Origin of the sequence: Escherichia sp. F1, from assembly GCF_046764225.1 — a bacterium.
Classification (GTDB): domain Bacteria; phylum Pseudomonadota; class Gammaproteobacteria; order Enterobacterales; family Enterobacteriaceae; genus Escherichia; species Escherichia coli.
Genome location: NZ_CP177202.1, coordinates 2,435,973 through 2,458,992, shown reverse-complemented (window position 1 = coordinate 2,458,992; position 23,020 = coordinate 2,435,973). Strand labels below are relative to the sequence as shown.

Sequence of the window (23,020 nt, the reverse complement as noted above, 5' to 3'; positions counted from 1 at the left end):
TACAAGATGTTCATCGCTGGTATCGATATTTGTGATTGCCAGGTTATAAGATAAATCAATGGTCACTTCATTAGTGTCATCAATTATATTTCTTACTGCAGTCCAGTACTGCATTTGGGCAAGTGGATCATTGTTGATGCCGTTAACTAATACATGCCAAAGATGTTTTGATGATATTAATTGATCAATGTCATCTGTTGGCAATAAATTGTTATTGCTTAAGTTTAAATATTCCAGTTTTGTAGTGGCTTTGGTGTTTAAATGTGCAATATGGTTGTCGTTTAAAGTGATTTTCTCCACTATGGGGTGATTGTGTAATATAATGTCATTGATCATATTGTGATGGGCACTTAACTCAATCAGAGATTCTTGCCGGGAGAGATCCAGCGATGCTAGCTTGTTATAATCAAGATTAAGAAATTTCAGTTTATAACTATCAGAAATATTAATTTTTGTCAGGTTGTTATTTTGCGCTTCCAGGTTAACCAATGAATGCTGATTTTTTAAATCCAAATTTTCCAGATTGTTGTGATCAATATAAATATTTTCCAGTTTTGATTCATTTGGAAAGGTTATCGTTTTAATTTTATTAAAGCTGAGGTTGATATTGACGAGGCTGGCATTGTCAGTAAAGTCAAGATAAGTTAGACAATTGTTTTCCAGATTTAACGTGTTAACTGTCGAGGGGATAGGCGGTAACTCACTCAAATCAAGATATGACAAATCAAGAGATGCCATGTTCGAATTGTAAGCTTCTTTAATTCGCTCCACGGCAATTGCTCTTTCTTCACCATTATTAAGCGACTTATTACCCCATTGTGCCAGTCGTTCACAAAAATCGCAGGAGATGGTTTCTTTGTTAGGTAATGCGTTATTTAATTGATAACTGGCATTATTTTTTACACAAGCTGTATTAATATTGGTCATAATCACTCATCAATAAATATTATAGTAAGATGTCCCCGGAGGGTATGGGAGAATATTAATTGAGGTGAATGACCAGAAATATCAAAAATTGCTCATTTTTACTTAAGGAGTCATACAGCAGCACTTAAATCAAAAACCAGCCCAGAGAAGGGCTGGTCAGGAGAGGATGTTAGAACTGATAGGTAATGCCCGTTGCGACGATGTTATCGGTGCGAATATCTACGGCACGGGTAAAGTCGCTTTCATCAATCAGGTTGATTTTATAATCAACATAGGTCGACATATTTTTGTTGAAGAAATACGTCGCACCAACGTCGATATACTCAATCATGTCCTGGTCGCCGTAGCGACCCAGATCTCTGCCTTTCGATTTCAGGTAAGCGAGTGATGGGCGCAAGCCGAAGTCGAATTGATATTGTGCCACTACTTCAAAACTTTGTGCTTTGTTAGAGATATAACCATCGCCATAGGTGGTCATGTTTAATGTTTCAGCGTAATTAGCTGCAAAGTAGATGTTGTTGGCATCATATTTTATACCTGTAGCCCACAGTTCTGCATTCTTACCGGAGGCATTGAGAGGATTAGCGGCGGCTCTTTCCTGTGCATTTGTCCGATCGGATTTGGTATACACCGCACCGATACCAAAGCCATCATAAACATAAGTTGAGGAGATACCGAAACCGTCACCATTGGCACGCGTGTAGTCAGCACCATAAAGATGACTGTTGTCAGTACGTTCATTTTTGCCTTGATATTGCGCGGCAAAGTTCAGCCCTTCAATTAAGCCGAAGAAATCGTAGTTGCGATAGGTTGCCACACCGGTAGTACGGTATGTCATGAAGACATCTTTCTGACTCCAGGTATCGCCACCAAATTCTGGCAACATATCGGTCCATGAACCAATGTCATAGCCGACACCGTAGTTTCGACCATAGTCCAGAGAGCCAAATTCACTAATTTTTAAACCTGCATAGGCCAGACGGGTCTTGTTGCCGCGCGAGCCGTTGGCTTCATCGTTATAGCCTTTAAAATCATATTCCCAGTGACCAAAACCAGTCATTTGATCATTGATTTGCGTTTCTCCTTTAAAGCCGAGACGGGCATAAGTTTTATCACCATCGTCACGCTTATCATCAGTAAAATAACGTAGAGCGGTAACCTTGCCATAAAGGTCGAGTTTATTACCATCCTTGTTATAGACTTCGGCAGCGTGTGCTACGTTCGCAGCTAACAAACCAGTTACAACCACCGCAACTATTTTTAATTTCATTTAACAGAATCCTTTTAATTATCGTTAAACGTATTTTTTAAACGAATTTTAAACGGCGTCATTTATAAATGACATACTGTTTTTAAAATAGAATGGTGATTAAAAACAATGAGAAAAATAGATGAAATAATATTATTTATCGATATGTGATCGAAGTCGAAATGAGATATAAGGTGAATTACTGGTATTCGAAATTTATTTTTTAATATTGTCGGAATTTATCTGATTAACTGCCGGGCCGTAGACCCGACAATTATTTTAGCCACGACGTGTCGCCAGCCAGCAGAGCAGGGAACCGCCGCAGACCATTAGCGCGCCTTGCCAGAACGAGAACGACAGCGGGGCGCTGAGCAGCACGGCTGCAAGCGCTGAGGAAAGGACGGGCGTAAAATACGAACCTACCGCCATAATGGTGACGTTGCCATGTAATATACCGACGTTCCATGCAGCATAAGCAAATCCTAAGGTAAATGCCGCAGAGGTGAGTTTAATCATGACAGGCGTGCTAAATACCATTTCTGGTTGTGGCGTGAGAAAATAGTAAACCCACAGACTTGCTCCCGTTAGCAGGACAAAAACGGTAATTCCGTTAAATCCGCGTGCGTATTTATTCGTTACTGTGCAATAGGCTGCCCAGATAAACGCACCAATAAACGCCAGGAAATAACTCAATGGGCTGGTGGTGATATTATTGATGATTTCATCATAATGTAACCCATTGTCACCACCTAACACCCAGCAGACGCCAACCAGGGCTAATAATAATCCTGGTACAATCAGCCAGTTGGTTTTCTGACCATTAAACAGAATGGCAAAGAGAATTGTCAGGCTGGGCCACAGATAGTTCACCATACCCACTTCAATCGCCTGATGACGGGTCGCCGCATATCCTAAGGAAAGCGCCAGACAGATTTCATAGCTGACGAATAACAGACACCCGGCGAGTAAATAGCCTTTCGGGATCTGCCGAATACGCGGAAATCCAACCGTGAAGATTAACAGCAGCCCGCTTAATGAATAGATAGCAGCTGCGCCGCCGACCGGGCCGAGCCCCTCACTGACACCGCGAATCAATCCTACCATCGTGCTCCACAGGACGATCGCTATTAGCCCTATGAGCGTTGCTTTTTGTCGTGTCATGCTCGCTGTTTTGTCTCTCTTGCCGTTAAAAATTAAGCTGAATTTTATAGCATTTTTTTAACTGGCCTGTCAGGCAGTGGTGCGTTTTTCTACCGCTATTGAGGTAGGTCAATTTGCGCAGGCGGATTATTTTGTGGCAAACACGTGTTCTTTTTGATTTCGCGCAAAAAGATTCAGAATTTTACTGTTAGTTTCCTCGCGCAGTAATACCCCTGAAAAAAGAGGAAAGCAATGGACGTCAGTCGCAGACAATTTTTTAAAATCTGCGCGGGCGGTATGGCTGGAACAACGGTAGCGGCATTGGGCTTTGCCCCGAAGCAAGCACTGGCTCAGGCGCGAAACTACAAATTATTACGCGCTAAAGAGATCCGTAACACCTGCACATACTGTTCCGTAGGTTGCGGGCTATTGATGTATAGCCTGGGTGATGGCGCGAAAAACGCCAGAGAAGCGATTTATCACATTGAAGGTGACCCGGATCATCCGGTAAGCCGTGGTGCGCTGTGCCCGAAAGGGGCCGGTTTGCTGGATTACGTCAACAGCGAAAACCGTCTGCGCTACCCGGAATATCGTGCGCCAGGTTCTGACAAATGGCAGCGCATTAGCTGGGATGAAGCATTCTCCCGTATTGCGAAGCTGATGAAAGCTGACCGTGACGCTAACTTTATTGAAAAGAACGAGCAGGGCGTAACGGTAAACCGTTGGCTTTCTACCGGTATGCTGTGTGCCTCCGGTGCCAGCAACGAAACCGGGATGCTGACTCAAAAATTTGCCCGCTCCCTCGGGATGCTGGCGGTAGACAACCAGGCGCGCGTCTGACACGGACCAACGGTAGCAAGTCTTGCTCCAACATTTGGTCGCGGTGCGATGACCAACCACTGGGTGGATATCAAAAACGCTAACGTCGTAATGGTGATGGGCGGTAACGCTGCTGAAGCGCATCCCGTCGGTTTCCGCTGGGCGATGGAAGCGAAAAACAACAACGATGCAACCTTGATCGTTGTCGATCCCCGTTTTACGCGTACCGCTTCTGTAGCGGATATTTACGCACCTATTCGTTCCGGTACGGACATTACGTTCCTGTCTGGCGTTTTGCGCTACCTGATCGAAAACAACAAAATCAATGCCGAATACGTTAAGCATTACACCAATGCCAGCCTGCTGGTGCGTGATGATTTTGCTTTCGAAGACGGTCTGTTCAGCGGCTACGACGCTGAAAAACGTGAATACGATAAGTCGTCCTGGAACTATCAGTTCGATGAAAACGGCTATGCGAAACGCGATGACACGCTGACTCATCCGCGCTGTGTGTGGAACCTGCTGAAAGCGCACGTTTCCCGCTACACGCCAGACGTAGTAGAAAACATCTGTGGTACGCCAAAAGCCGACTTCCTGAAAGTGTGTGAAGTGCTGGCCTCCACCAGCGCACCGGATCGCACAACCACCTTCCTGTACGCGCTGGGCTGGACGCAGCACACCGTGGGTGCGCAGAACATCCGCACCATGGCGATGATCCAATTGCTGCTCGGTAACATGGGTATGGCTGGTGGCGGCGTGAACGCATTGCGTGGTCACTCCAACATTCAGGGCCTGACCGACTTAGGTCTGCTCTCAACCAGCCTGCCGGGTTATCTGACGCTGCCGTCAGAAAAACAGGTTGATTTGCAGTCGTATCTGGAAGCGAATACGCCGAAAGCGACGCTGGCTGATCAGGTGAACTACTGGAGCAACTATCCGAAGTTCTTCGTTAGCCTGATGAAATCTTTCTACGGTGATGCTGCACAGAAAGAGAACAACTGGGGCTATGACTGGCTGCCGAAGTGGGACCAGACCTACGACGTCATCAAGTATTTCAACATGATGGACGAAGGCAAAGTCACCGGTTATTTCTGCCAGGGCTTTAACCCGGTTGCGTCCTTCCCGGACAAAAACAAAGTGGTGAGCTGCCTGAGCAAACTGAAGTACATGGTGGTTATCGATCCGCTGGTGACTGAAACCTCAACCTTCTGGCAGAACCACGGCGAGTCGAACGATGTCGATCCGGCGTCTATTCAGACTGAAGTATTCCGTCTGCCTTCGACCTGCTTTGCTGAAGAAGATGGTTCTATCGCTAACTCCGGTCGCTGGTTGCAGTGGCACTGGAAAGGTCAGGACGCGCCGGGCGAAGCGCGTAACGACGGCGAAATTCTGGCGGGTATCTACCATCATCTGCGCGAGTTGTACCAGGCCGAAGGTGGTAAAGGCGTAGAACCGCTGATGAAGATGAGCTGGAACTACAAGCAGCCGCACGAACCGCAATCTGACGAAGTAGCTAAAGAGAACAACGGCTACGCGCTGGAAGATCTCTATGATGCCAATGGCGTGCTGATTGCGAAGAAAGGTCAGTTGCTGAGTAGCTTTGCGCATCTGCGTGATGACGGTACAACCGCATCGTCTTGCTGGATCTACACCGGTAGCTGGACAGAGCAGGGCAACCAGATGGCTAACCGCGATAACTCCGACCCGTCCGGTCTGGGGAATACGCTGGGATGGGCCTGGGCGTGGCCGCTCAACCGTCGCGTACTCTACAACCGTGCTTCGGCGGATATCAACGGTAAACCGTGGGATCCGAAACGGATGCTGATCCAGTGGAACGGCAGCAAGTGGACGGGTAACGATATTCCGGACTTCGGCAATGCCGCGCCAGGTACACCAACCGGACCGTTTATCATGCAGCCGGAAGGGATGGGACGCCTGTTTGCCATCAACAAAATGGCGGAAGGTCCGTTCCCGGAGCACTACGAGCCAATTGAAACGCCGCTGGGCACTAACCCGCTGCATCCGAACGTGGTGTCTAACCCGGTGGTTCGTCTGTATGAACAAGACGCGCTGCGGATGGGTAAAAAAGAGCAGTTCCCGTATGTGGGTACGACCTATCGTCTGACCGAGCACTTCCACACCTGGACCAAGCACGCGTTGCTCAACGCAATTGCTCAGCCGGAACAGTTTGTGGAAATCAGCGAAACGCTGGCGGCGGCGAAAGGCATTAATAATGGCGATCGTGTCACTGTCTCAAGCAAGCGTGGCTTTATCCGCGCGGTGGCGGTGGTAACGCGCCGTCTGAAACCGCTGAATGTAAACGGTCAGCAGGTTGAAACGGTGGGTATTCCAATCCACTGGGGCTTTGAGGGTGTCGCGCGTAAAGGTTATATCGCTAACACTCTGACGCCGAATGTCGGTGATGCAAACTCGCAAACGCCGGAATATAAAGCGTTCTTAGTCAACATCGAGAAGGCGTAAGGGGGCGAACAGATGGCTATGGAAACGCAGGACATTATCAAAAGGTCCGCAACTAACTCCATCACGCCGCCTTCGCAGGTGCGTGATTACAAAGCAGAAGTCGCGAAACTTATCGACGTTTCCACCTGTATCGGCTGTAAAGCCTGTCAGGTGGCGTGTTCAGAGTGGAACGACATCCGTGATGAAGTGGGGCACTGCGTCGGGGTTTACGATAACCCCGCCGATCTGAGCGCCAAGTCCTGGACGGTGATGCGCTTTAGCGAAACCGAACAGAACGGCAAGCTGGAGTGGCTGATCCGTAAAGACGGCTGTATGCACTGTGAAGATCCGGGCTGCCTGAAGGCGTGCCCGTCTGCTGGTGCAATCATTCAGTACGCTAACGGGATTGTCGATTTCCAGTCGGAAAACTGCATCGGCTGTGGTTACTGCATTGCCGGGTGTCCGTTTAATATTCCGCGCCTCAACAAAGAGGATAACCGGGTATATAAATGCACGCTCTGCGTCGATCGCGTCAGCGTCGGCCAGGAACCGGCTTGTGTGAAAACCTGTCCGACCGGGGCTATCCACTTCGGCACCAAGAAGGAGATGCTGGAGCTGGCGGAACAGCGCGTGGCGAAACTGAAAGCGCGTGGTTACGAACATGCTGGCGTCTACAACCCGGAAGGGGTCGGTGGTACGCACGTTATGTACGTGCTGCATCATGCCGATCAGCCGGAGCTGTATCACGGTCTGCCGAAAGATCCGAAGATCGACACCTCGGTAAGCCTGTGGAAAGGCGCGTTGAAACCGCTGGCAGCGGCTGGCTTTATTGCCACTTTTGCCGGGTTGATTTTCCACTACATCGGTATTGGCCCGAATAAGGAAGTGGACGATGACGAGGAGGATCATCATGAGTAAGTCGAAAATGATTGTGCGCACCAAATTTATTGATCGCGCCTGTCACTGGACCGTGGTGATTTGCTTCTTCCTGGTGGCGCTGTCCGGGATTTCGTTCTTCTTCCCGACGCTGCAATGGCTGACGCAAACCTTCGGTACGCCGCAGATGGGACGCATTTTGCACCCGTTCTTCGGCATTGCGATTTTCGTCGCGCTGATGTTTATGTTTGTGCGTTTTGTGCATCACAACATCCCGGATAAGAAAGATATTCCGTGGCTGTTGAACATTGTCGAAGTATTGAAAGGCAATGAGCATAAAGTGGCGGATGTCGGTAAGTACAACGCCGGGCAAAAGATGATGTTCTGGTCAATCATGAGCATGATTTTCGTGCTGCTGGTGACCGGGGTGATTATCTGGCGTCCGTACTTTGCGCAGTACTTCCCGATGCAGGTTGTCCGTTATAGCCTGTTGATTCACGCGGCTGCGGGTATCATCCTGATCCACGCCATCCTGATCCATATGTATATGGCATTCTGGGTGAAAGGATCGATTAAAGGGATGATCGAGGGGAAGGTGAGCCGCCGCTGGGCGAAGAAACACCATCCACGCTGGTATCGTGAAATCGAGAAGGCAGAAGCGAAAAAAGAGAGTGAAGAAGGGATATAATCTCTTTTGAACTTTAAGCTGAAAATGGCGCTTTAAGAAGCGCCATTTTTTTATTGCGTAACCAGACGGCGCAGTCGCGACACATCCACCGTTTTTTCTGCCTCTGCCAGACTCCAGGCGTTTTGCAGATTCAGCCACATTTGCGGCGAACTGCCGATCACCACGGAAAGTTTAATCGCCATTTCTGGTGTCAAAGCTGCTTTTCCGGTCAGCAATCGGCTTGCCGTTGAGGGCGCAATTTCCATTGCTCTGGCAAACTCGCGCAGGCTGACATTAAGTTCGTCCAGTGATTCCTGAATAATGTCCCCCGGGCGGGGATGATTGGCCATTTTCATTAGTGTCTTTACTCTCAGTAGCGTTCCTTCCTACGCAACAATAATCCATTTAGCCATTTCATGTTGGAGAGTGTGCGATGCTGCGACCCGAACATGGCAGTCGCAGCAAAGGCCTCTTAGCGGCGGAAATCAATCACCATACGGCCACGGATTTTGCCTTCTTCCATCTCAGTAAAGATGGTGTTGATGTCCGCTAACGGACGCAGGGCGACTTTCGGCACCACTTTGCCTTCGGCCGCAAACTGGAAGGCTTCGGTGAGATCCTGGCGCGTGCCGACCAGCGAACCGACCACTTCAATACCATCCAGCACCAGCCGTGGGATATCCAGGCTCATAGACTCCGGCGGCAGACCGACTGCCACAACACGCCCGCCTGCACGAACGGCATCGACCGCAGAGTTAAACGCAGCTTTAGCTACCGCTGTCACCACCGCAGCGTGTGCACCACCGGTTTTCTCCTGCACAATTTTGGCGGCGTCTTCGGTGCGTGAGTTAATCGCTAAATCTGCACCCATTTCGGTTGCCAGTTTCAACTGCTCATCATTGACATCAATGGCGATCACTTTGGCGTTAAAGACATTCTTCGCGTATTGCAGGGCGAGGTTACCCAGTCCACCAAGACCGTAGATAGCAATCCACTGACCGGGACGAATTTTTGACAGTTTCACCGCTTTATAGGTGGTGACGCCCGCACAGGTAATGCTGCTGGCCGCCGCCGAGTCCAGGCCATCGGGCACTTTTACCGCGTAATCGGCGACCACGATGCACTCTTCAGCCATCCCGCCATCAACGCTGTATCCGGCGTTTTTAACAGAACGGCAGAGGGTTTCGTTACCACTATTACAGTATTCGCAATGACCGCATCCTTCGTAAAACCACGCCACGCTGGCACGATCGCCTGGTTTTAATGAGGTGACACCTGGACCCACTTCTGCCACCACACCAATACCTTCGTGTCCCAGAATTACGCCGGTTTTGTCACCAAAATCGCCATTCTTCACATGAAGATCGGTATGACATACACCACAACACTCCATTTTCAGCAGGGCTTCGCCATGTTTCAGTGAGCGCAGTGTTTTATCCGTAACGTCAACATGATGATCCTTCGTAACAACTGCAGCCTTCATAGTTCCTCCTTTTCGGATGATGTTCTGCATAGCAGGTGAGGCAAATGAGATTTATTCGCCACTACCCAGTATGGATGAGATCTGAAAAAGAGAGAGGAAAATTGCCCGGCAGCTTTCACCACCGGGCGCAGGCTTAGATGGAGGTACGGCGGTAGTCGCGGTATTCGGCGTGCCAGAAATTATCATCAATGGCCTGTTGCAGAGCTTCGGCGGAGGTTTTCACCGCCACGCCTTGCTGCTGCGCCATTTTGCCAACCGCAAAGGCAATTGCGCGGGAGACTTTCTGAATATCTTTCAGTTCCGGTAGTACCAGACCTTCGCCGTTCAGGACCAGCGGCGAATACTGAGCAAGCGTTTCACTTGCAGACATCAGCATCTCATCGGTGATACGTGACGCGCCGGAAGCAATAACGCCCAACCCGATGCCCGGGAAAATAAAGGCGTTGTTACACTGGGCGATAGGGTAGATTTTATCTTTCCATACCACTGGATTAAACGGACTGCCAGTGGCGACCAGCGCGTTACCTTCAGTCCAGGCGATAATGTCCTGCGGTGTGGCTTCCACGCGTGACGTCGGGTTAGACAGCGGCATCACGATCGGACGCGGACAGTGTTTATGCATCTCACGGATGATCTCTTCCGTAAACAGCCCGGTCTGTCCTGAGACGCCAATCAGAATATCTGGTTTTACATTACGCACTACATCCAGCAGTGACAGCACATCGCTGTCGGTATCCCAGTCACTGAGGTTTTCGCGCTTCTGCACCAGTTTGGTCTGGAAAGGCAGCAGGTTCGGCATCTTGTCGGTCAGCAGGCCAAAGCGATCAACCATAAAGACTTTCTGCCGCGCCGCTTCCTCGCTTAATCCTTCACGCTGAGTCTGGGCGATGATCATTTCGGCAATCCCGCACCCCGCAGAGCCTGCGCCGAGGAAGACAATCTTTTTCTCGCTCAGTTGACCACCCGCCGCGCGGCTGGCAGCGATCAGTGTGCCGACCGTTACCGCCGCGGTGCCCTGAATGTCATCGTTAAAAGAACAAATTTCATTGCGATAGCGGTTAAGTAACGGCATCGCATTTTTTTGTGCGAAGTCTTCAAACTGCAACAGCACGTCCGGCCAGCGTTGTTTCACAGCCTGGATAAATTCATCAACGAATTCATAGTATTCGTCGTCAGTGATACGCGGATTACGCCAGCCCATATACAGCGGATCGTTAAGCAGCTGTTGGTTGTTCGTCCCGACATCCAGCACCACCGGAAGGGTATACGCCGGGCTGATGCCGCCACAGGCGGTATAGAGTGACAGTTTACCGATCGGAATGCCCATCCCGCCGATGCCCTGGTCACCAAGCCCCAGAATACGTTCACCGTCAGTCACCACAATCACTTTAATATTATGGTTCGGCACATTTTGCAGAATATCGTCCATATTGTGGCGGTTCTGGTAAGAGATAAACACGCCGCGTGAACGGCGGTAGATCTCAGAAAAACGCTCACAGGCTGCGCCGACGGTTGGGGTATAAATAACAGGCATCATCTCATCAAGATGATTGTTTACCAGACGGTAGAAGAGGGTTTCGTTAGTGTCCTGGATGTTACGCAGGTAGATGTGTTTGTCGATTTCGGTTTTGAATCCCTGATACTGGATCCATGCTCGTTCCGCTTGCTCTTCGATGGTTTCGACCACTTCCGGCAGTAACCCCAGCAGGTTGAAGTTACGGCGTTCTTCCATGCTGAAGGCGCTGCCTTTATTCAACAACGGAAATTCCAGCAGTACAGGGCCAGCGTAAGGGATATAAAGAGAACGCTGTTTTTTTGTTTTTGGTTCCATGTCACTCACTCTTTTTTGAATATCCATCCCTGGGGGCTTTTATCGTCTTTGCTTTACCGCCAGGGCGTCGACCCCAAGTATAAAGCAGATAAAAACAAAAACACCATTGCGCAGGCAATGGTGTTTAATCGTCATTGAGGACTGATGGTTATGAATTACTTTTCAGCGGGGCGTTTTCTGCCGGTTGGGTTATTTACCACGCTGGATTTGTCACCTTCGGTAACTATTTTGCGCTGGTTAGAAATTTTATGGTCCAGTCCAAGAATATGACGTGCCTGACGGTTCGATTTCATTTTAACTCCTCAATCCTGTTGCTAGTTTTAAGGACAACATCGCCGTAGCGAAGAAACACGTGCTAAACCCCTAAATTAGGTTGCCGATCAAGCATAGCACCTTAAAGCGTAGGGTGCTGGCCACTGACCACATAATTGATCGTTTGCTGGTAGATATCACTGAGGATGTCGTTATCAGAAGCTTCCACCCATTTGGTCAGCTCCATGAGAATGTCATCTTCAGTGACAACACCGTGCTCTGCCCGAAGGCCTTGCTCAATGGCATTAACCAGAGCGGGTTCTGCTGTTGAATTTTCTGCCTGATAATAAGTAAACATAGCGATTCTCCGTGTCTGTGTATTTTTGGTGTCTGCTACGGATCGCAGATTTATAAAGCACATTCAGCATGGCAAATATTTGCCGCTTCGTTGTTAAGATTAGTCCTGGTTGATAATTTTTATATTTTAACACCATGATATTCATAGGGATTGTAATTGGGGCGATCCGATTAATATTGATACAATATCTTTTGGATTATATATTCCCCGTTATCTATTGTGGGAATTTAATTTAAGTACAGAGATAATGTTTTCGCCGGATTTTATTCGGAATATCCTGCTTATCCTCGTGCGGTTTCTCACGTAGTCTATAATTTCCTTTTTAAGCCCACAGGAGAGCAACAATGACAATCCATAAGAAAGGTCAGGCACACTGGGAAGGCGATATCAAACGCGGGAAGGGAACAGTATCCACCGAGAGCGGCGTGCTGAACCAACAGCCGTATGGATTTAACACGCGTTTTGAAGGCGAAAAAGGAACCAACCCTGAAGAACTGATTGGCGCAGCGCATGCCGCATGTTTCTCAATGGCGCTTTCATTAATGCTGGGGGAAGCGGGATTCACGCCAACATCGATTGATACCACCGCAGATGTGTCGCTGGATAAAGTGGATGCCGGTTTTGCGATTACTAAAATCGCACTGAAAAGCGAAGTTGCGGTGCCGGGTATTGATGCCTCTACTTTTGATGGCATTATCCAGAAAGCAAAAGCAGGATGCCCGGTTTCTCAAGTACTGAAAGCTGAAATTACGCTTGATTACCAGTTGAAATCATAAAGCGTTGCCGTATGACGCGTCAGGCGTGTGATTGCCTGATGCGTTGTTAGCGTCTCTACAGCGCCCGCCAGCACCGGATCTCACGTCCGTCCTCCCTTATTGTTAATAATTGCCGGACTTCACATCCGTGGGTTGCCAGAGGGCAGCGTTCGCGGAAAAAACAGCCTTGTGGCAACGTGCGGTTTCCTGGTAGATCCGTTTTACGTAATGCCCATTCTTCCTCCAGCGGTTTATCAATGGCGGGGAGGGAATCCAGCAATAATCGGGTGTATGGATGTGCCGGAGCTGTCAGCACCTGTTGCGCGTCTCCTAGTTCCACAATCTGTCCGAGATACATCACCGCCACCCGATCGCTCATATGACGTATCACGGAGACATTGTGTGAAATCAGCACATAAGTCAGCTCGCGATTTTCCTGTAGCGTTACCAGTAAATTGAGGATCTGCGCCTGCACGGAGATATCCAGCGCCGAGGTTGGTTCATCAAGCACAATCACGTCAGGCTGCGAAGAGAGTGCTCTGGCAATGGCGATACGTTGCCGCTGCCCGCCTGAGAACGCATGAGGCAAGCGGTCGAGATACTCCGGACGAATACCCACCTGCACAGCCAGCTCCTCTGCCAACGCTCGCCGCTGTTGTTCACTACTACGCTTAGCAATCCAGAGCGGTTCCGTGATGATGCGCCACACCGGTAAGCGCGGATTAAGCGAAGAGAGCGGGTCCTGAAACACCATCTGCATAATGCGTTGTGATCCTGAACGGATGTACTGCCCGTGGCTCGGTTGCAGCATACCCATTAAAAGCTGTGCGAGGGTGCTTTTGCCGCAGCCTGACTCACCGACGATCCCTAAGGTTTCACCACGACGGATCTGTAAATCAATACCATTGATGGCATGAACATGTTCCGTAGTTTTACCAAGCCAGTTTTTTCGGGCCGGGAAATTGATATGGACGTCGCGTAACGTTAATAACGTGTCAGACACTAATGACCTCCTGCTGAGGATACCAACAGGCGCAGCGGTGGTTGTTGTCACCATACGCTGTTAGCGCCGGGACGTTTTCACACTGTGCACCTGCCGCATAGCAACGATCGCGAAAAGCGCAGCCGTCAGGCAAATGGGTGAGGTTTGGTACCGTCCCCGGAATGGCGGGTAATGGCTGGCGTGGTATTCCATGTTCTGGTGCGCATTGCAGCAAACCAATGGTATACGGATGCCGGGGATGATGGATAACGTCTGCCGTCACGCCGCTCTCAATCACGCTTCCGGCATACATCACGTAAACGCTATCGCACAGTTGCGACACCACTGCCATATCATGGCTGATGAACAGTACCGCAGTTCCACTGGCGCGGGCTTTATGTTTAAGCAGACGCAGTACCTGCAACTGTACCGTGACGTCCAGCGCCGTAGTCGGTTCGTCGGCAATAATCAATTGCGGCTCGCAGGAGAATGCCAGCGCAATCATTACCCGCTGGCGCATACCACCTGAAAGCTCAAACGGATAGCGCGACATAACTTCTACGGCATCCGGGATTTGCATCTCTTCCAGCAGGGCAATCGCTTTAGCTCTGGCTTCCCGACGACTTATGGGTTGATGATGGCGGATCACGTCCATCATCTGAAGACCTATTCGACGTGTCGGATTAAGGGCGGTCATCGGTTCCTGAAAGATCATCGCCACTCGTGCGCCGCGCCACTGACGAAGCTGCTTTTCCCGAGCGTTAAGAGCATCTTCTCCCAGCAGTGAAATATGTCCCCGATGTACGCAATAACTGCCCGTCGGTAACAGACGCATAATCAACATTGCAGTGACTGATTTACCCGAGCCGGATTCTCCCACCAGACCGACAATTTCACCGCGGTTGATTTTCAATGACACATTGTTGAGCGCGTGAACGTCGCCGTTAAAACCGGGGAAACTCAAATGCAGCTGTTGAATGTCCAGAACGGGTTGGGTCATGACTGCTTTCCTCCTGCTTTCGGGTCAAGCAGATCGCGAATACCATCACCAAAGAGATTAAACCCGACGGCGGTAAGCAAAATCGCTGCCCCCGGAAATGCGCAATACCACCACTGATCGAGTACATAGTTGCGACCATTCGCCACCATCGCCCCCCATTCAGCACTCGGTTGTTGAGCACCCAGGCCAATAAATCCCAACGTGGCGGCCATTAAAATCGCGCTACCGATATCCAGCGATGCCTGCACAATCAGCGGCGGCAGGGAGTTACGTAAAATATGCCAGTTGATCAGATGCCAACGCGACGCACCAAAGGTTTTCGCCGCCTGAACATAGGTATACTGGCGAACAACTAATGTTTGCCCCCGCGCCAGGCGCACATAAAAGGGAATTCGCACAATAGCAATCGCCAGCATGGCGTTAAACAAACTCGGCCCGAGAGCGGCTGCCAGTGCCATTGTCAGCACCAGCGAAGGAATCGACAGCATAATGTCCATGATGCGCATGATAATCGCGTCTGCGCGTCCGCCAAGCACACCGGATAGACACCCGAGTAGCGACCCCATCATACCTGCAATGGCGACCACCACTAATCCGGCGAGAATTGATTGCTGACTGCCGACCAGTACGCGGCTAAACAGATCGCGTCCCACTTCATCGGTGCCAAACCAGTGCGCCGCAGAAGGCGGCAAAAGGCGGGCGGTTAAATCAATGGCGTTGGGATCATGCGTCGCCAGCCACGGTGAAAAAATCATCATCAGTAGCATTAATACAATGATGACTGCGCCGGTCACGGTAAGCGGGCTGCCTTTCAGCATCCATACCAGTTTTGCACCGTTAAATCGCGTTTGTTTTGGTGGGCGCACGGCTGACGTTTCCTCGCTTAGCATCATTCACCACCTCCACGTCCGATACGCGGATCAATCCACAAATAGAGCAAATCCACCACCAGGTTCACCAGCACATAAGCAAACGAAACCACGACGGCAAATCCCATCACCGCAGGGAAGTCGAGCGCCTGTATTGATGTCACTACCCATGCCCCCATTCCGGGCCAGGCAAAAACGGTTTCGGTGAGCACTGCGCCATACAACAAATCGCCCAGCGCCAGTCCCAATACGGTAATCGAGGGGATCAACGCATTGGGTAGCGCATAACATAAAACGATATACCAGCCGGGCAAGCCGCTGGCCCGGGCGGTACGAATGTAGTCTTCACTCAATTGTTCCAGCATCGCTGAGCGGATCTGGCGGGCGACAATCCCCAGGTGAACGAACGCCAGCGTTAATGCCGGTAAGATAAGATGTTGCAACGCATTGAAGAAGACCTCACCGTTGCCTTCAAGCAGCGCATCGAGCAGATAAAAGCCGGTAACGTGCGTTGGTGGATCCAGCCAGTCATCAAGCCTTCCGCCGCCGGGAAGAATTTGCAGATGACCATAAAACAGCACAATGACGCCCAGCCCAAGCCAGAACGCAGGTGTGGAGATTCCGGTAATGGCCATTATTCGCACCAGATGATCCAGCCAGCGATTTCGCCAGACTGCAGAGAGTATGCCCAGCGGGATGCCAATCAGGAGTGCCAGCAGCAGGGCACAAAAAGCCAGTTCCAGCGTCGCCGGGAAAAATATGCGCAACTCTTCCAGCACCGGACGCCCGGTACGAATGGATGTTCCCAGGTCACCCTGAAACAGGTCGCTGACGTAGCGGTAAAACTGTACGTACAGTGGCTGGTCCAGTCCCAGTTGCTGGCGAATATTATCCACGATAGCATCGCTGGCGCGGTCACCCGCCAGTAACCGCGCCGGATCGCCGGGGATCAGGTGCGAGATAATAAACGTTATCACACAGACGCCCGCCACCACGAGCACCAGCCCCCAGCAGCGTTGGCGTAAAATACTCCAGAAGGTCACGTTATTTACTCATGGTATTGATATTGAAGACCTGTTCCAGCATGGGATTGAACACAAAGCCTTTCACCTCTTTGTTCATCGCCAGTTGGTAGTTTTTCTGGAACAGGTACACATAAGCAGCGTCATCAATGACGATTTTCTGTGCCTGCTGGTAGTCCCGGGTACGCTGCGTCTGGTCGGTGGTCGCTAGCGCATTGCGCAGTAACTTATCGACCTCACTGTTTTCATAGAACGAGCGGTTACCCGGCAGACCTTTTTTGTCGGACTCAAACCAGTAATTCATAAACATATACGGGTCGGCAAAATCCGGACTCCAGTTGCCAATCGCAATGTCGTAATCACCTTTACCCACTCTGTCGCGCATGGTGGCGTTCGCCAGCTTTTCCAGCTTCACATTGATGCCCAGCTTGTTGAGGCTGGATTGTGTCGCCAGAGCAATAGGCTCCCAGTTCGGATCATTATCAGAATAGAGAAACGTCAGGCTGGTGGGTTTGCCCGTCACTTTATCCCATTCGGCTTTGGCTTTCGTTTCGTCATGGTTGTATTGCATTGCCGTCGCATCGTATCCCCACATGCCTTCCGGAATCGGGCCGCGCATTTGTTTTCCGTTACCACTCAGAATGCCGTTAACCATGCCCTGATAATCGGTAGACCAGGAAATGGCCCGACGCAGATCCGCCTGATTAAGCGGCGCTTTGCTGTTATTCAGATACAGATAGGTGACGCGCAGTGACGGATACTCTGCCACGTTGACTTTGTTTTCCTGCTTCAGGGCGTTGAGTTGATCCACCGGCAGCGCATCGGCAATGTCAATGTCGCCACGGGAGAGTTGCAGGCGACGGGAGGCACTTTCACCGATAATTTTTACCGATACTCGTTTAAAGTTCGGTTTATTGCCGGGGTAATGCGGATTTGGCACCAGAACTAATTGCTGACCTTTTTGCCAGCTTTTCAGCATAAACGGTCCGGAGCCAGCGGTATTTTGCGCGAGGAAACCACGGGCATCATCGGCCGCATGTTCTTTTAAGACCGCCGGATTGATAATGGATGCACCGTCATTCGCCAGCGTGTAGAGGAACGGTGCGAATGGCTGGCTAAGGGTAAACCTCACTGTATGTTCGTCGGGAGCATCAATCTTTAAATCTTTGGGAAATGCTTCTGCTGGCCCCTGGCCGATTTTTAGTAACCGCTCAAAAGAGAGTTTTACTGCTTCGGCAGTGACAGGTGTGCCATCGGCAAATTTAGCATTGTCCTTCAGGGTGAACGTCCACTCTTTTTGATCGTCAGACGCTTTCCAGCTACTAGCCAGATCGCCTTCAACGTCGGTTGAGCCTTTATCACCGTCCGTTTTGTACTGAACCAGTCGCTGATAAGACGGGTAGGTCACTGTCCAGTCGTTATTATCAATTGTCACCGCTGGGTCGAGGGTTTGCGGGTCGGCAGCTTTACCGATCACCAGCATATCTTTCGGTACGGCGGCGTGCGCAACCGGCATTGTTGTGGCAAGGACGATCGCGAGCAATGTAGGACGAAACGATATCGATCTCTTCATGACAGTTTCCTGATTAACTGGCGTGCTGTGTGCCAGGGGATATAAAACAGGTGAATTGATCAGCGAGTAGTGGGTAACTCGCTGCCTGGGGTAATTCGAAGTGCCACCATTCGCTGGAGATACCGACAAAACCGCCACCAGTCATAATCGCATTCAGCAACAGCCGATTGCGCTGAGCGGCGGGCGGGACGGAAGGGTGATAAGCATGGGAACGTTCGTGCATTTCATCGAACTCTGCACCCATATCCAGTATGTTCCCGTGCTCATCACGAAGCGTCAGGTCGATCGCCGTGCCACGGCTGTGATTAGAACCGACCGCCACATCAACAACATATTGCGGGTCTGGGCAGGCTTGCCACAACATCGCCTGTGCTTGTTGTGGGCGATACGCATCGTAAATCACCAGTTGTAAGCCTGACAGCTGGGCGATACTGATACTTTTCGCCAGCGCGGTAATCGCATCCTTGTGTAACAGACAACGCGCTTGCTGATAAATAGCTTTACCTGTGATGTTATCAGCGCAGGCGTATTTCAGTTCGATCTCCAGATCAGGGAAGATCACGGCTAAATCAACCAGTTCGGTGGTATCCGACATAAACGGTTCCTGTATAAGACAAAAATTGCTGCGCTTTCCGCTTATGCAGATCTCATGCCATGCCGGGATAAGCGCCAGAATGCTGGCTTAAAGTTATATTTTTTAACTTTTGATCAACATTTGTGCATCGTAGTGCAGTTTTGGTGCAAGAGGGGAAGTTAAGGAAGGAATCTCCCGGAATCGTAGCTGAAATCACAGTATTTAAGTGACAGTGTCACGTTAAATGAAAACCCGCGAGTGCGGGCGAGAGGAATTTGTCAGATTTTCAGCGGTAACACACTGCTCATCCAGCCTGGAATTTCTTCGGCGGGCAGGGGGCGGGAAAAGAAATATCCCTGAATAACGCGACAGTGGATCTTGCGTAGCATCTCAAATTGCTCTTTGGTTTCGACGCCTTCCGCCACGACGGTTAAATTAAGGCTTTGCCCAATGCTGGTAATGGCTTCAAGTAAGGCAAGGATGCGTTTTTCGGTCAGACAACGATCGACAAAACTTTTGTCAATTTTGATTTCCGTTACCGGAAGACTGACTAAGCGGGATAATCCGGAAAAGCCCGTGCCAAAATCATCTACCGATAAACCCACGCCCATATCGCGCAGGATCTGAATGCGCTTAAAGATTTCGGTATCGTGTTCCATCATCATGCTTTCCGTGATTTCCACCGTCAGCTGGTGGCCGTCAATACCCCAGGCGTGCATTGCATCAGACACCTGATTAGGCAGTTGATTACTGCGAAAGTGCAGCGCCGACAAGTTAACGGAAAGCGCCGGGATATGAATATTCTGGCTACGCCATTCTGCTAACTGACGACAAGCTTCCGCGATGACCCAGCGTCCAATATTTTCGATTTCACCAATCTCTTCTGCGAGAGGAATAAACCGTGAAGGGGGCACATGACCATGCAGGGGATCGTGCCAGCGAGCAAGGGCTTCGATGCCGTAGAGTTCACCCGTTTCTGCGAAGATTTGTGGCTGGTAAACCAGTTTCAGTTGGTTATTGCTAATTGCTTCTTTCAGCGCTGCGCCTAAAACCAAACGCTCTTTTACCATTTCGTTCATCGCCGGGCTGAAGAACTGCCAGCCGTTACCGCCATTCTTGCGAATATAATCCATTGCATTGTGAGCAGTGGAGAGCAGGTAATCGCGGTTTTTACCCACGTCGTAGCTGATGCCAATACTCAAGGTAAGCGGGAATGGTTTATCGTCAATCATTATCGGCTTGCTGACCACATTCCGTAGCTCATCGGCGATCTGGGTAATGTTACTGACGTCGTTTTCGAGGCTCACGAGGACAAACTGCGTACCTTCGATACGACAGAGATACTGATCCGGTTTGAGTTTTTCACGAAAGCGATTGACCACTTCCAGCAATGCCTGATCGGCCCACGCATAGCCAAGGCTATCAATCACATCCTGAATATGGTCAACACCGATGAGATAGACCACCGGAGAGACGGCTTTGTCGACCAGGTCATCGAGGTAATTGTGCAGGTTATTGCGATTTGGCAGACCGGTCATCGGATCAAATTGGATGAGTTGTTCAATATGCTGACGGCTTTTTTCCTGTTCCAGCGCCAGCGCGGCCATATGCTGGCTGATATCTGCCACGCGTTCGATAAAGGCGCTGGTTTCTGCTCCTGACGAGGTTTTAATTTGCAGGATCCCCGCCGGCGCGCCATCACGCTGACGAATGGTCGCTGACCAGCTTTGCGCATTTTGAACTTCTGTACCGTGCGAAGATGACGCCCAGTGTATCGGCATCCCGTTGCGCAGCGCGAACAGCGAAACATGCGATTCGTTGAGTACAGATTCGATGTTACGACAAATGATTTCCCCCATTTCATGAAATGGCGGGCTGCTGCACATGGCGGCGAGAATATTGCCTTCAAGCTGGCGGATTTGCCGTTCTTCGGTGATATCCGAGAAAGTCATTACCAGGTTCTGCAGATGCGCGAGCACGTCATAAACCGGGCTGATAGAGGCTTTAATCCAGATTTTTTCACCGGTGCGCGTCAACAGCAGAAATTCGTCCTGATCGCGGGCGGTTTTCCAAAGCAACTGTTGTAAACGAATGCGGTTATCGGCAGGGAATTCAGGAATGTTAAGGAGTGAATCGGGCTGCATACCGCTGGCTTCGCTAATGCAGTAACCAAACATTTCGGTAAATGCGCGATTGCACTGCACAATATGGCGTTCCGGATCGAGGACAATCACCGGTCGGTCGAGATGGTCAACGGCAATAATCAATTGTCGGGTCTGTTCTTTTTGCGCCATTTCTACGCTGGCATCCCGTACCAGCGCCAGGTAATAAACTTTCCCCTCGGCGCTCACTTTCGATAGCGCAAAACGGGTCCAGATTTTACTGCCGTCTTTTTTCTCCAGCTGCAGCTCCCGACTCATCCCCTCGACGCGCGCTTTACCGCCTTCACGGTTGTGACGGATGTATTCAGGATGCGCGGGACGCAAATCCCGCGGAATCAGCATATCAATGTTATTGCCAATGACTTCTTCACGTTTGTACCCCCAGAGCTTCTCTGCGGCGGGGTTGAAAAACATCACTTCATCATTTTCGTTAATTAACACCGCGCCCATCATATTTTGCTCAAGGGCGGGGAAAAAAATGCCATCGGCGGCATTATCCGCATCGGTTAGCTTCATGATTACCTCTGCATCCTGGCGCATCTAAAGACTGGCTTTCCAGAGTTCAACACGGTTTCTACCTCGTCTTTTGGCGATATACAGAGCTTCATCGGCTATTTGAATGAGGCGCTCATAGTCAGGATGACCATTAAACATGGCGGCACCGATGGAAAGTGAGAGGGCAATATCTTCGCCGTTTGCGGCTTTCAGTTTGGTTTTCTCCACCCGACTGCGAATACGTTCTGCGGTACGTAACGTTTCGTTTTCCGAAGCTTCAGTCAAAACAATGATAAATTCATCGCCCCCGTAGCGGAAAACATAATCACTACTGCGGACGTTGTCATAAAAGGCCTGAGAGACTTTACGCAGAATTTCATCGCCAGTGTTATGGCCCCACGTATCGTTGATCTCTTTGAATTTATCAACGTCAATAATCAGCACTGACAGCGGTGTACCGGTCCGGTTGGCATGGGCAATTTCGCGTTTGAAGATCGTCGGTAGGAAACGGCGGTTAAGTAATTTCGTCAGGACATCCATACCGACTTCGTGGCGCGATACTTCTTCAAACAATTCACGCAGCAAGGTAATAATTTGCGATACGGTATTTCTTATCTGTAATAAAAATTTCACCCGCAAACTTCTGTTATTCAAATTCCTGGTATTACGCATGGTTTGATTGAAAATACCGTCGAAATCCTGAATCAGACGGGAGATATGGCCCACTTCGGCTATGCCGCTAAAATAATGTCGACCTTTATGGTTAAACCACAGGCCAAAATCAGCCTGGCTTAAAGGCAAACTACTGCCTAAATCAGAATCCAGCAGGACTTTATAGATAATATCTATTTCCCATGAAAGTATTGAGGCTATTTGCCGTTCTTTTTCTTCTTCGGCGTTTTCCAGTAACGAGAAGATACGATAGTTTTCATCTTCCTTTGAGGCACTACTGTCACTAAAGGTAAACGCGCGGGTCATCACTTCCATAGCGATATCAATACTGTTAATAGAGAAATGGTAGACCTGGAGTTTTTCTGCGGCGGAATAATCCGAAGAGAAGATGACTGGATAGAGGATTTTTTTCAGCACCCGAAACCCCATCTCGACAATTTCTACCGGAATTCCTATGCGGGCATGCACTTCCGCAACGGTATGCTGGATTTGTATTAGCCTTTCGACATCGTCAACCTGGGCAGAAAGCACGTTAATAATCCAGCGTTCCATCGCACTTTTCAACTGCCGCTCAACTTGTTCATTACTCAAGAATTCTTCGGCATGCGGGTCGATACGGACAATTCGGTAAAACTCAATACTCAGATAATGGGCATGCGCAACGGCAATTTCCGCGGCTTTAGCACGAATGAGCGGATCTGCTTGTTCGACAAGCCCGGTCCACTCATCTTTCATTCTTTTAAAATACATCTCCATAATTCACACCCTTATAAGGCTGGGAAAGCAGACGGAATCAAAACGAAACGCAACGTGCGAGATCGACTAACTGCACCATATTCTCCTGAAATATGAAG

Annotated in this window: 19 protein-coding genes and 1 pseudogene; 4 read left to right on the top strand and 16 right to left on the bottom strand. The window is 49.9% G+C overall.

The annotated features are described in order from the left end of the window. Nucleotides 1-48: 48 nt before the first annotated feature. From ACK8NJ_RS11840 to yddG, 3 genes and pseudogenes are all read right to left on the bottom strand, one after another. A pseudogene (locus tag ACK8NJ_RS11840) lies at nt 49-336 on the bottom strand (leucine Rich Repeat family protein); the annotation flags it as partial. Nucleotides 337-1,096: 760 nt separating this feature from the next. After that, on the bottom strand, nt 1,097-2,197 hold the full coding sequence (gene ompC / locus ACK8NJ_RS11835) for a porin OmpC (RefSeq protein WP_112836653.1): 1,101 nt from the start codon (nt 2,195-2,197) through the stop codon (nt 1,097-1,099). Between the two features lie 258 nt (nt 2,198-2,455). Then, a complete protein-coding gene (gene yddG / locus ACK8NJ_RS11830) occupies nt 2,456-3,337 on the bottom strand; it encodes an aromatic amino acid efflux DMT transporter YddG (RefSeq protein ID WP_000198204.1) in 882 nt (293 codons plus the stop codon). Between the two features lie 231 nt (nt 3,338-3,568). Between yddG and fdnG the strand changes: the two genes are divergently transcribed. Genes fdnG through fdnI form a run of 3 tightly spaced genes read left to right on the top strand, consistent with a single transcriptional unit; the run spans nt 3,569 to nt 8,159 of the window. Next, nucleotides 3,569-6,616, top strand: a complete 3,048-nt coding sequence (gene fdnG / locus ACK8NJ_RS11825; protein ID WP_407219948.1) for a formate dehydrogenase-N subunit alpha — start codon at nt 3,569-3,571, stop codon at nt 6,614-6,616. 12 nt (nt 6,617-6,628) lie between these two features. Further along, a complete protein-coding gene (gene fdnH, locus ACK8NJ_RS11820; protein ID WP_001240582.1) occupies nt 6,629-7,513 on the top strand; it encodes a formate dehydrogenase N subunit beta in 885 nt (294 codons plus the stop codon). Beyond that, nucleotides 7,506-8,159: a formate dehydrogenase-N subunit gamma gene (gene fdnI, locus ACK8NJ_RS11815; protein ID WP_000045648.1), complete on the top strand. Its 654-nt coding sequence runs from the start codon at nt 7,506-7,508 to the stop codon at nt 8,157-8,159. Before fdnH ends, fdnI begins: the two co-directional genes overlap by 8 nt. 50 nt (nt 8,160-8,209) lie before the next feature. Here fdnI and ACK8NJ_RS11810 read toward each other — a convergent pair whose 3' ends face one another. From ACK8NJ_RS11810 to bdm, 5 genes are all read right to left on the bottom strand, one after another. Beyond that, nucleotides 8,210-8,494 (bottom strand): HigA family addiction module antitoxin, encoded by a 285-nt coding sequence (locus ACK8NJ_RS11810; protein ID WP_000781370.1) that lies wholly within the window; start codon nt 8,492-8,494, stop codon nt 8,210-8,212. A 116-nt stretch (nt 8,495-8,610) separates the two neighbouring features. Further along, on the bottom strand, nt 8,611-9,621 hold the full coding sequence (gene adhP / locus ACK8NJ_RS11805; RefSeq protein ID WP_000642407.1) for an alcohol dehydrogenase AdhP: 1,011 nt from the start codon (nt 9,619-9,621) through the stop codon (nt 8,611-8,613). Between the two features lie 133 nt (nt 9,622-9,754). Next, nucleotides 9,755-11,452: a malate dehydrogenase gene (maeA, locus tag ACK8NJ_RS11800; protein ID WP_000433462.1), complete on the bottom strand. Its 1,698-nt coding sequence runs from the start codon at nt 11,450-11,452 to the stop codon at nt 9,755-9,757. Nucleotides 11,453-11,607: 155 nt separating this feature from the next. Next, nucleotides 11,608-11,745 carry a stationary-phase-induced ribosome-associated protein gene (gene sra, locus ACK8NJ_RS11795; protein WP_000841554.1) on the bottom strand — a complete coding sequence of 46 codons (138 nt, stop codon included), beginning with the start codon at nt 11,743-11,745 and terminating at the stop codon, nt 11,608-11,610. Nucleotides 11,746-11,846: 101 nt separating this feature from the next. Further along, on the bottom strand, nt 11,847-12,062 hold the full coding sequence (bdm, locus tag ACK8NJ_RS11790; RefSeq protein ID WP_000495766.1) for a biofilm-dependent modulation protein: 216 nt from the start codon (nt 12,060-12,062) through the stop codon (nt 11,847-11,849). A gap of 344 nt (nt 12,063-12,406) precedes the next feature. Here bdm and osmC point away from each other — a divergent pair, with 344 nt between their 5' ends. Then, nucleotides 12,407-12,838, top strand: coding sequence for a peroxiredoxin OsmC (gene osmC / locus ACK8NJ_RS11785; protein WP_000152305.1), 432 nt, complete (start codon nt 12,407-12,409; stop codon nt 12,836-12,838). 55 nt (nt 12,839-12,893) lie between these two features. On the opposite strand, the gene ACK8NJ_RS11780 is transcribed toward osmC, so the two are convergent. From ACK8NJ_RS11780 to dosC, 8 genes are all read right to left on the bottom strand, one after another. Then, nucleotides 12,894-13,820, bottom strand: a complete 927-nt coding sequence (locus ACK8NJ_RS11780) for an ABC transporter ATP-binding protein (protein ID WP_328180507.1) — start codon at nt 13,818-13,820, stop codon at nt 12,894-12,896. Beyond that, nucleotides 13,813-14,799, bottom strand: a complete 987-nt coding sequence (locus ACK8NJ_RS11775) for an ABC transporter ATP-binding protein (protein WP_024044120.1) — start codon at nt 14,797-14,799, stop codon at nt 13,813-13,815. Before ACK8NJ_RS11775 ends, ACK8NJ_RS11780 begins: the two co-directional genes overlap by 8 nt. Then, a complete protein-coding gene (gene ddpC, locus ACK8NJ_RS11770) occupies nt 14,796-15,692 on the bottom strand; it encodes a D,D-dipeptide ABC transporter permease (RefSeq protein WP_000979593.1) in 897 nt (298 codons plus the stop codon). Before ddpC ends, ACK8NJ_RS11775 begins: the two co-directional genes overlap by 4 nt. Beyond that, nucleotides 15,689-16,711 carry an ABC transporter permease gene (locus tag ACK8NJ_RS11765; protein WP_000145091.1) on the bottom strand — a complete coding sequence of 341 codons (1,023 nt, stop codon included), beginning with the start codon at nt 16,709-16,711 and terminating at the stop codon, nt 15,689-15,691. The genes ddpC and ACK8NJ_RS11765 overlap by 4 nt, the downstream gene beginning before the upstream one ends. A 1-nt stretch (nt 16,712) precedes the next feature. Further along, nucleotides 16,713-18,263 (bottom strand): ABC transporter substrate-binding protein, encoded by a 1,551-nt coding sequence (locus ACK8NJ_RS11760; RefSeq protein WP_411962491.1) that lies wholly within the window; start codon nt 18,261-18,263, stop codon nt 16,713-16,715. Nucleotides 18,264-18,276: 13 nt separating this feature from the next. After that, nucleotides 18,277-18,858, bottom strand: coding sequence for a D-alanyl-D-alanine dipeptidase (ddpX, locus tag ACK8NJ_RS11755; protein WP_034173774.1), 582 nt, complete (start codon nt 18,856-18,858; stop codon nt 18,277-18,279). Between the two features lie 257 nt (nt 18,859-19,115). Then, the gene (dosP, locus tag ACK8NJ_RS11750; protein WP_001559139.1) at nt 19,116-21,515 is read right to left on the bottom strand and encodes an oxygen-sensing cyclic-di-GMP phosphodiesterase DosP; all 2,400 of its coding nucleotides are present in this window, start codon (nt 21,513-21,515) and stop codon (nt 19,116-19,118) included. A 24-nt stretch (nt 21,516-21,539) separates the two neighbouring features. Further along, nucleotides 21,540-22,922, bottom strand: a complete 1,383-nt coding sequence (gene dosC, locus ACK8NJ_RS11745) for a diguanylate cyclase DosC (protein ID WP_000426277.1) — start codon at nt 22,920-22,922, stop codon at nt 21,540-21,542. Nucleotides 22,923-23,020 lie beyond the last annotated feature (98 nt).

What these genes read in the sequence shown, in the direction of transcription:
- ompC (WP_112836653.1), bottom strand. Translation starts at nt 2,197, where the DNA reads ATGAAATTAAAAATAGTTGCGGTGGTTGTAACTGGTTTGTTAGCTGCG.
- yddG (WP_000198204.1), bottom strand. Translation starts at nt 3,337, where the DNA reads ATGACACGACAAAAAGCAACGCTCATAGGGCTAATAGCGATCGTCCTG.
- fdnH (WP_001240582.1), top strand. Translation starts at nt 6,629, where the DNA reads ATGGCTATGGAAACGCAGGACATTATCAAAAGGTCCGCAACTAACTCC.
- fdnI (WP_000045648.1), top strand. Translation starts at nt 7,506, where the DNA reads ATGAGTAAGTCGAAAATGATTGTGCGCACCAAATTTATTGATCGCGCC.
- ACK8NJ_RS11810 (WP_000781370.1), bottom strand. Translation starts at nt 8,494, where the DNA reads ATGAAAATGGCCAATCATCCCCGCCCGGGGGACATTATTCAGGAATCA.
- adhP (WP_000642407.1), bottom strand. Translation starts at nt 9,621, where the DNA reads ATGAAGGCTGCAGTTGTTACGAAGGATCATCATGTTGACGTTACGGAT.
- maeA (WP_000433462.1), bottom strand. Translation starts at nt 11,452, where the DNA reads ATGGAACCAAAAACAAAAAAACAGCGTTCTCTTTATATCCCTTACGCT.
- sra (WP_000841554.1), bottom strand. Translation starts at nt 11,745, where the DNA reads ATGAAATCGAACCGTCAGGCACGTCATATTCTTGGACTGGACCATAAA.
- bdm (WP_000495766.1), bottom strand. Translation starts at nt 12,062, where the DNA reads ATGTTTACTTATTATCAGGCAGAAAATTCAACAGCAGAACCCGCTCTG.
- osmC (WP_000152305.1), top strand. Translation starts at nt 12,407, where the DNA reads ATGACAATCCATAAGAAAGGTCAGGCACACTGGGAAGGCGATATCAAA.
- ACK8NJ_RS11775 (WP_024044120.1), bottom strand. Translation starts at nt 14,799, where the DNA reads ATGACCCAACCCGTTCTGGACATTCAACAGCTGCATTTGAGTTTCCCC.
- ddpC (WP_000979593.1), bottom strand. Translation starts at nt 15,692, where the DNA reads ATGATGCTAAGCGAGGAAACGTCAGCCGTGCGCCCACCAAAACAAACG.
- ACK8NJ_RS11760 (WP_411962491.1), bottom strand. Translation starts at nt 18,263, where the DNA reads ATGAAGAGATCGATATCGTTTCGTCCTACATTGCTCGCGATCGTCCTT.
- ddpX (WP_034173774.1), bottom strand. Translation starts at nt 18,858, where the DNA reads ATGTCGGATACCACCGAACTGGTTGATTTAGCCGTGATCTTCCCTGAT.
- dosP (WP_001559139.1), bottom strand. Translation starts at nt 21,515, where the DNA reads ATGAAGCTAACCGATGCGGATAATGCCGCCGATGGCATTTTTTTCCCC.
- dosC (WP_000426277.1), bottom strand. Translation starts at nt 22,922, where the DNA reads ATGGAGATGTATTTTAAAAGAATGAAAGATGAGTGGACCGGGCTTGTC.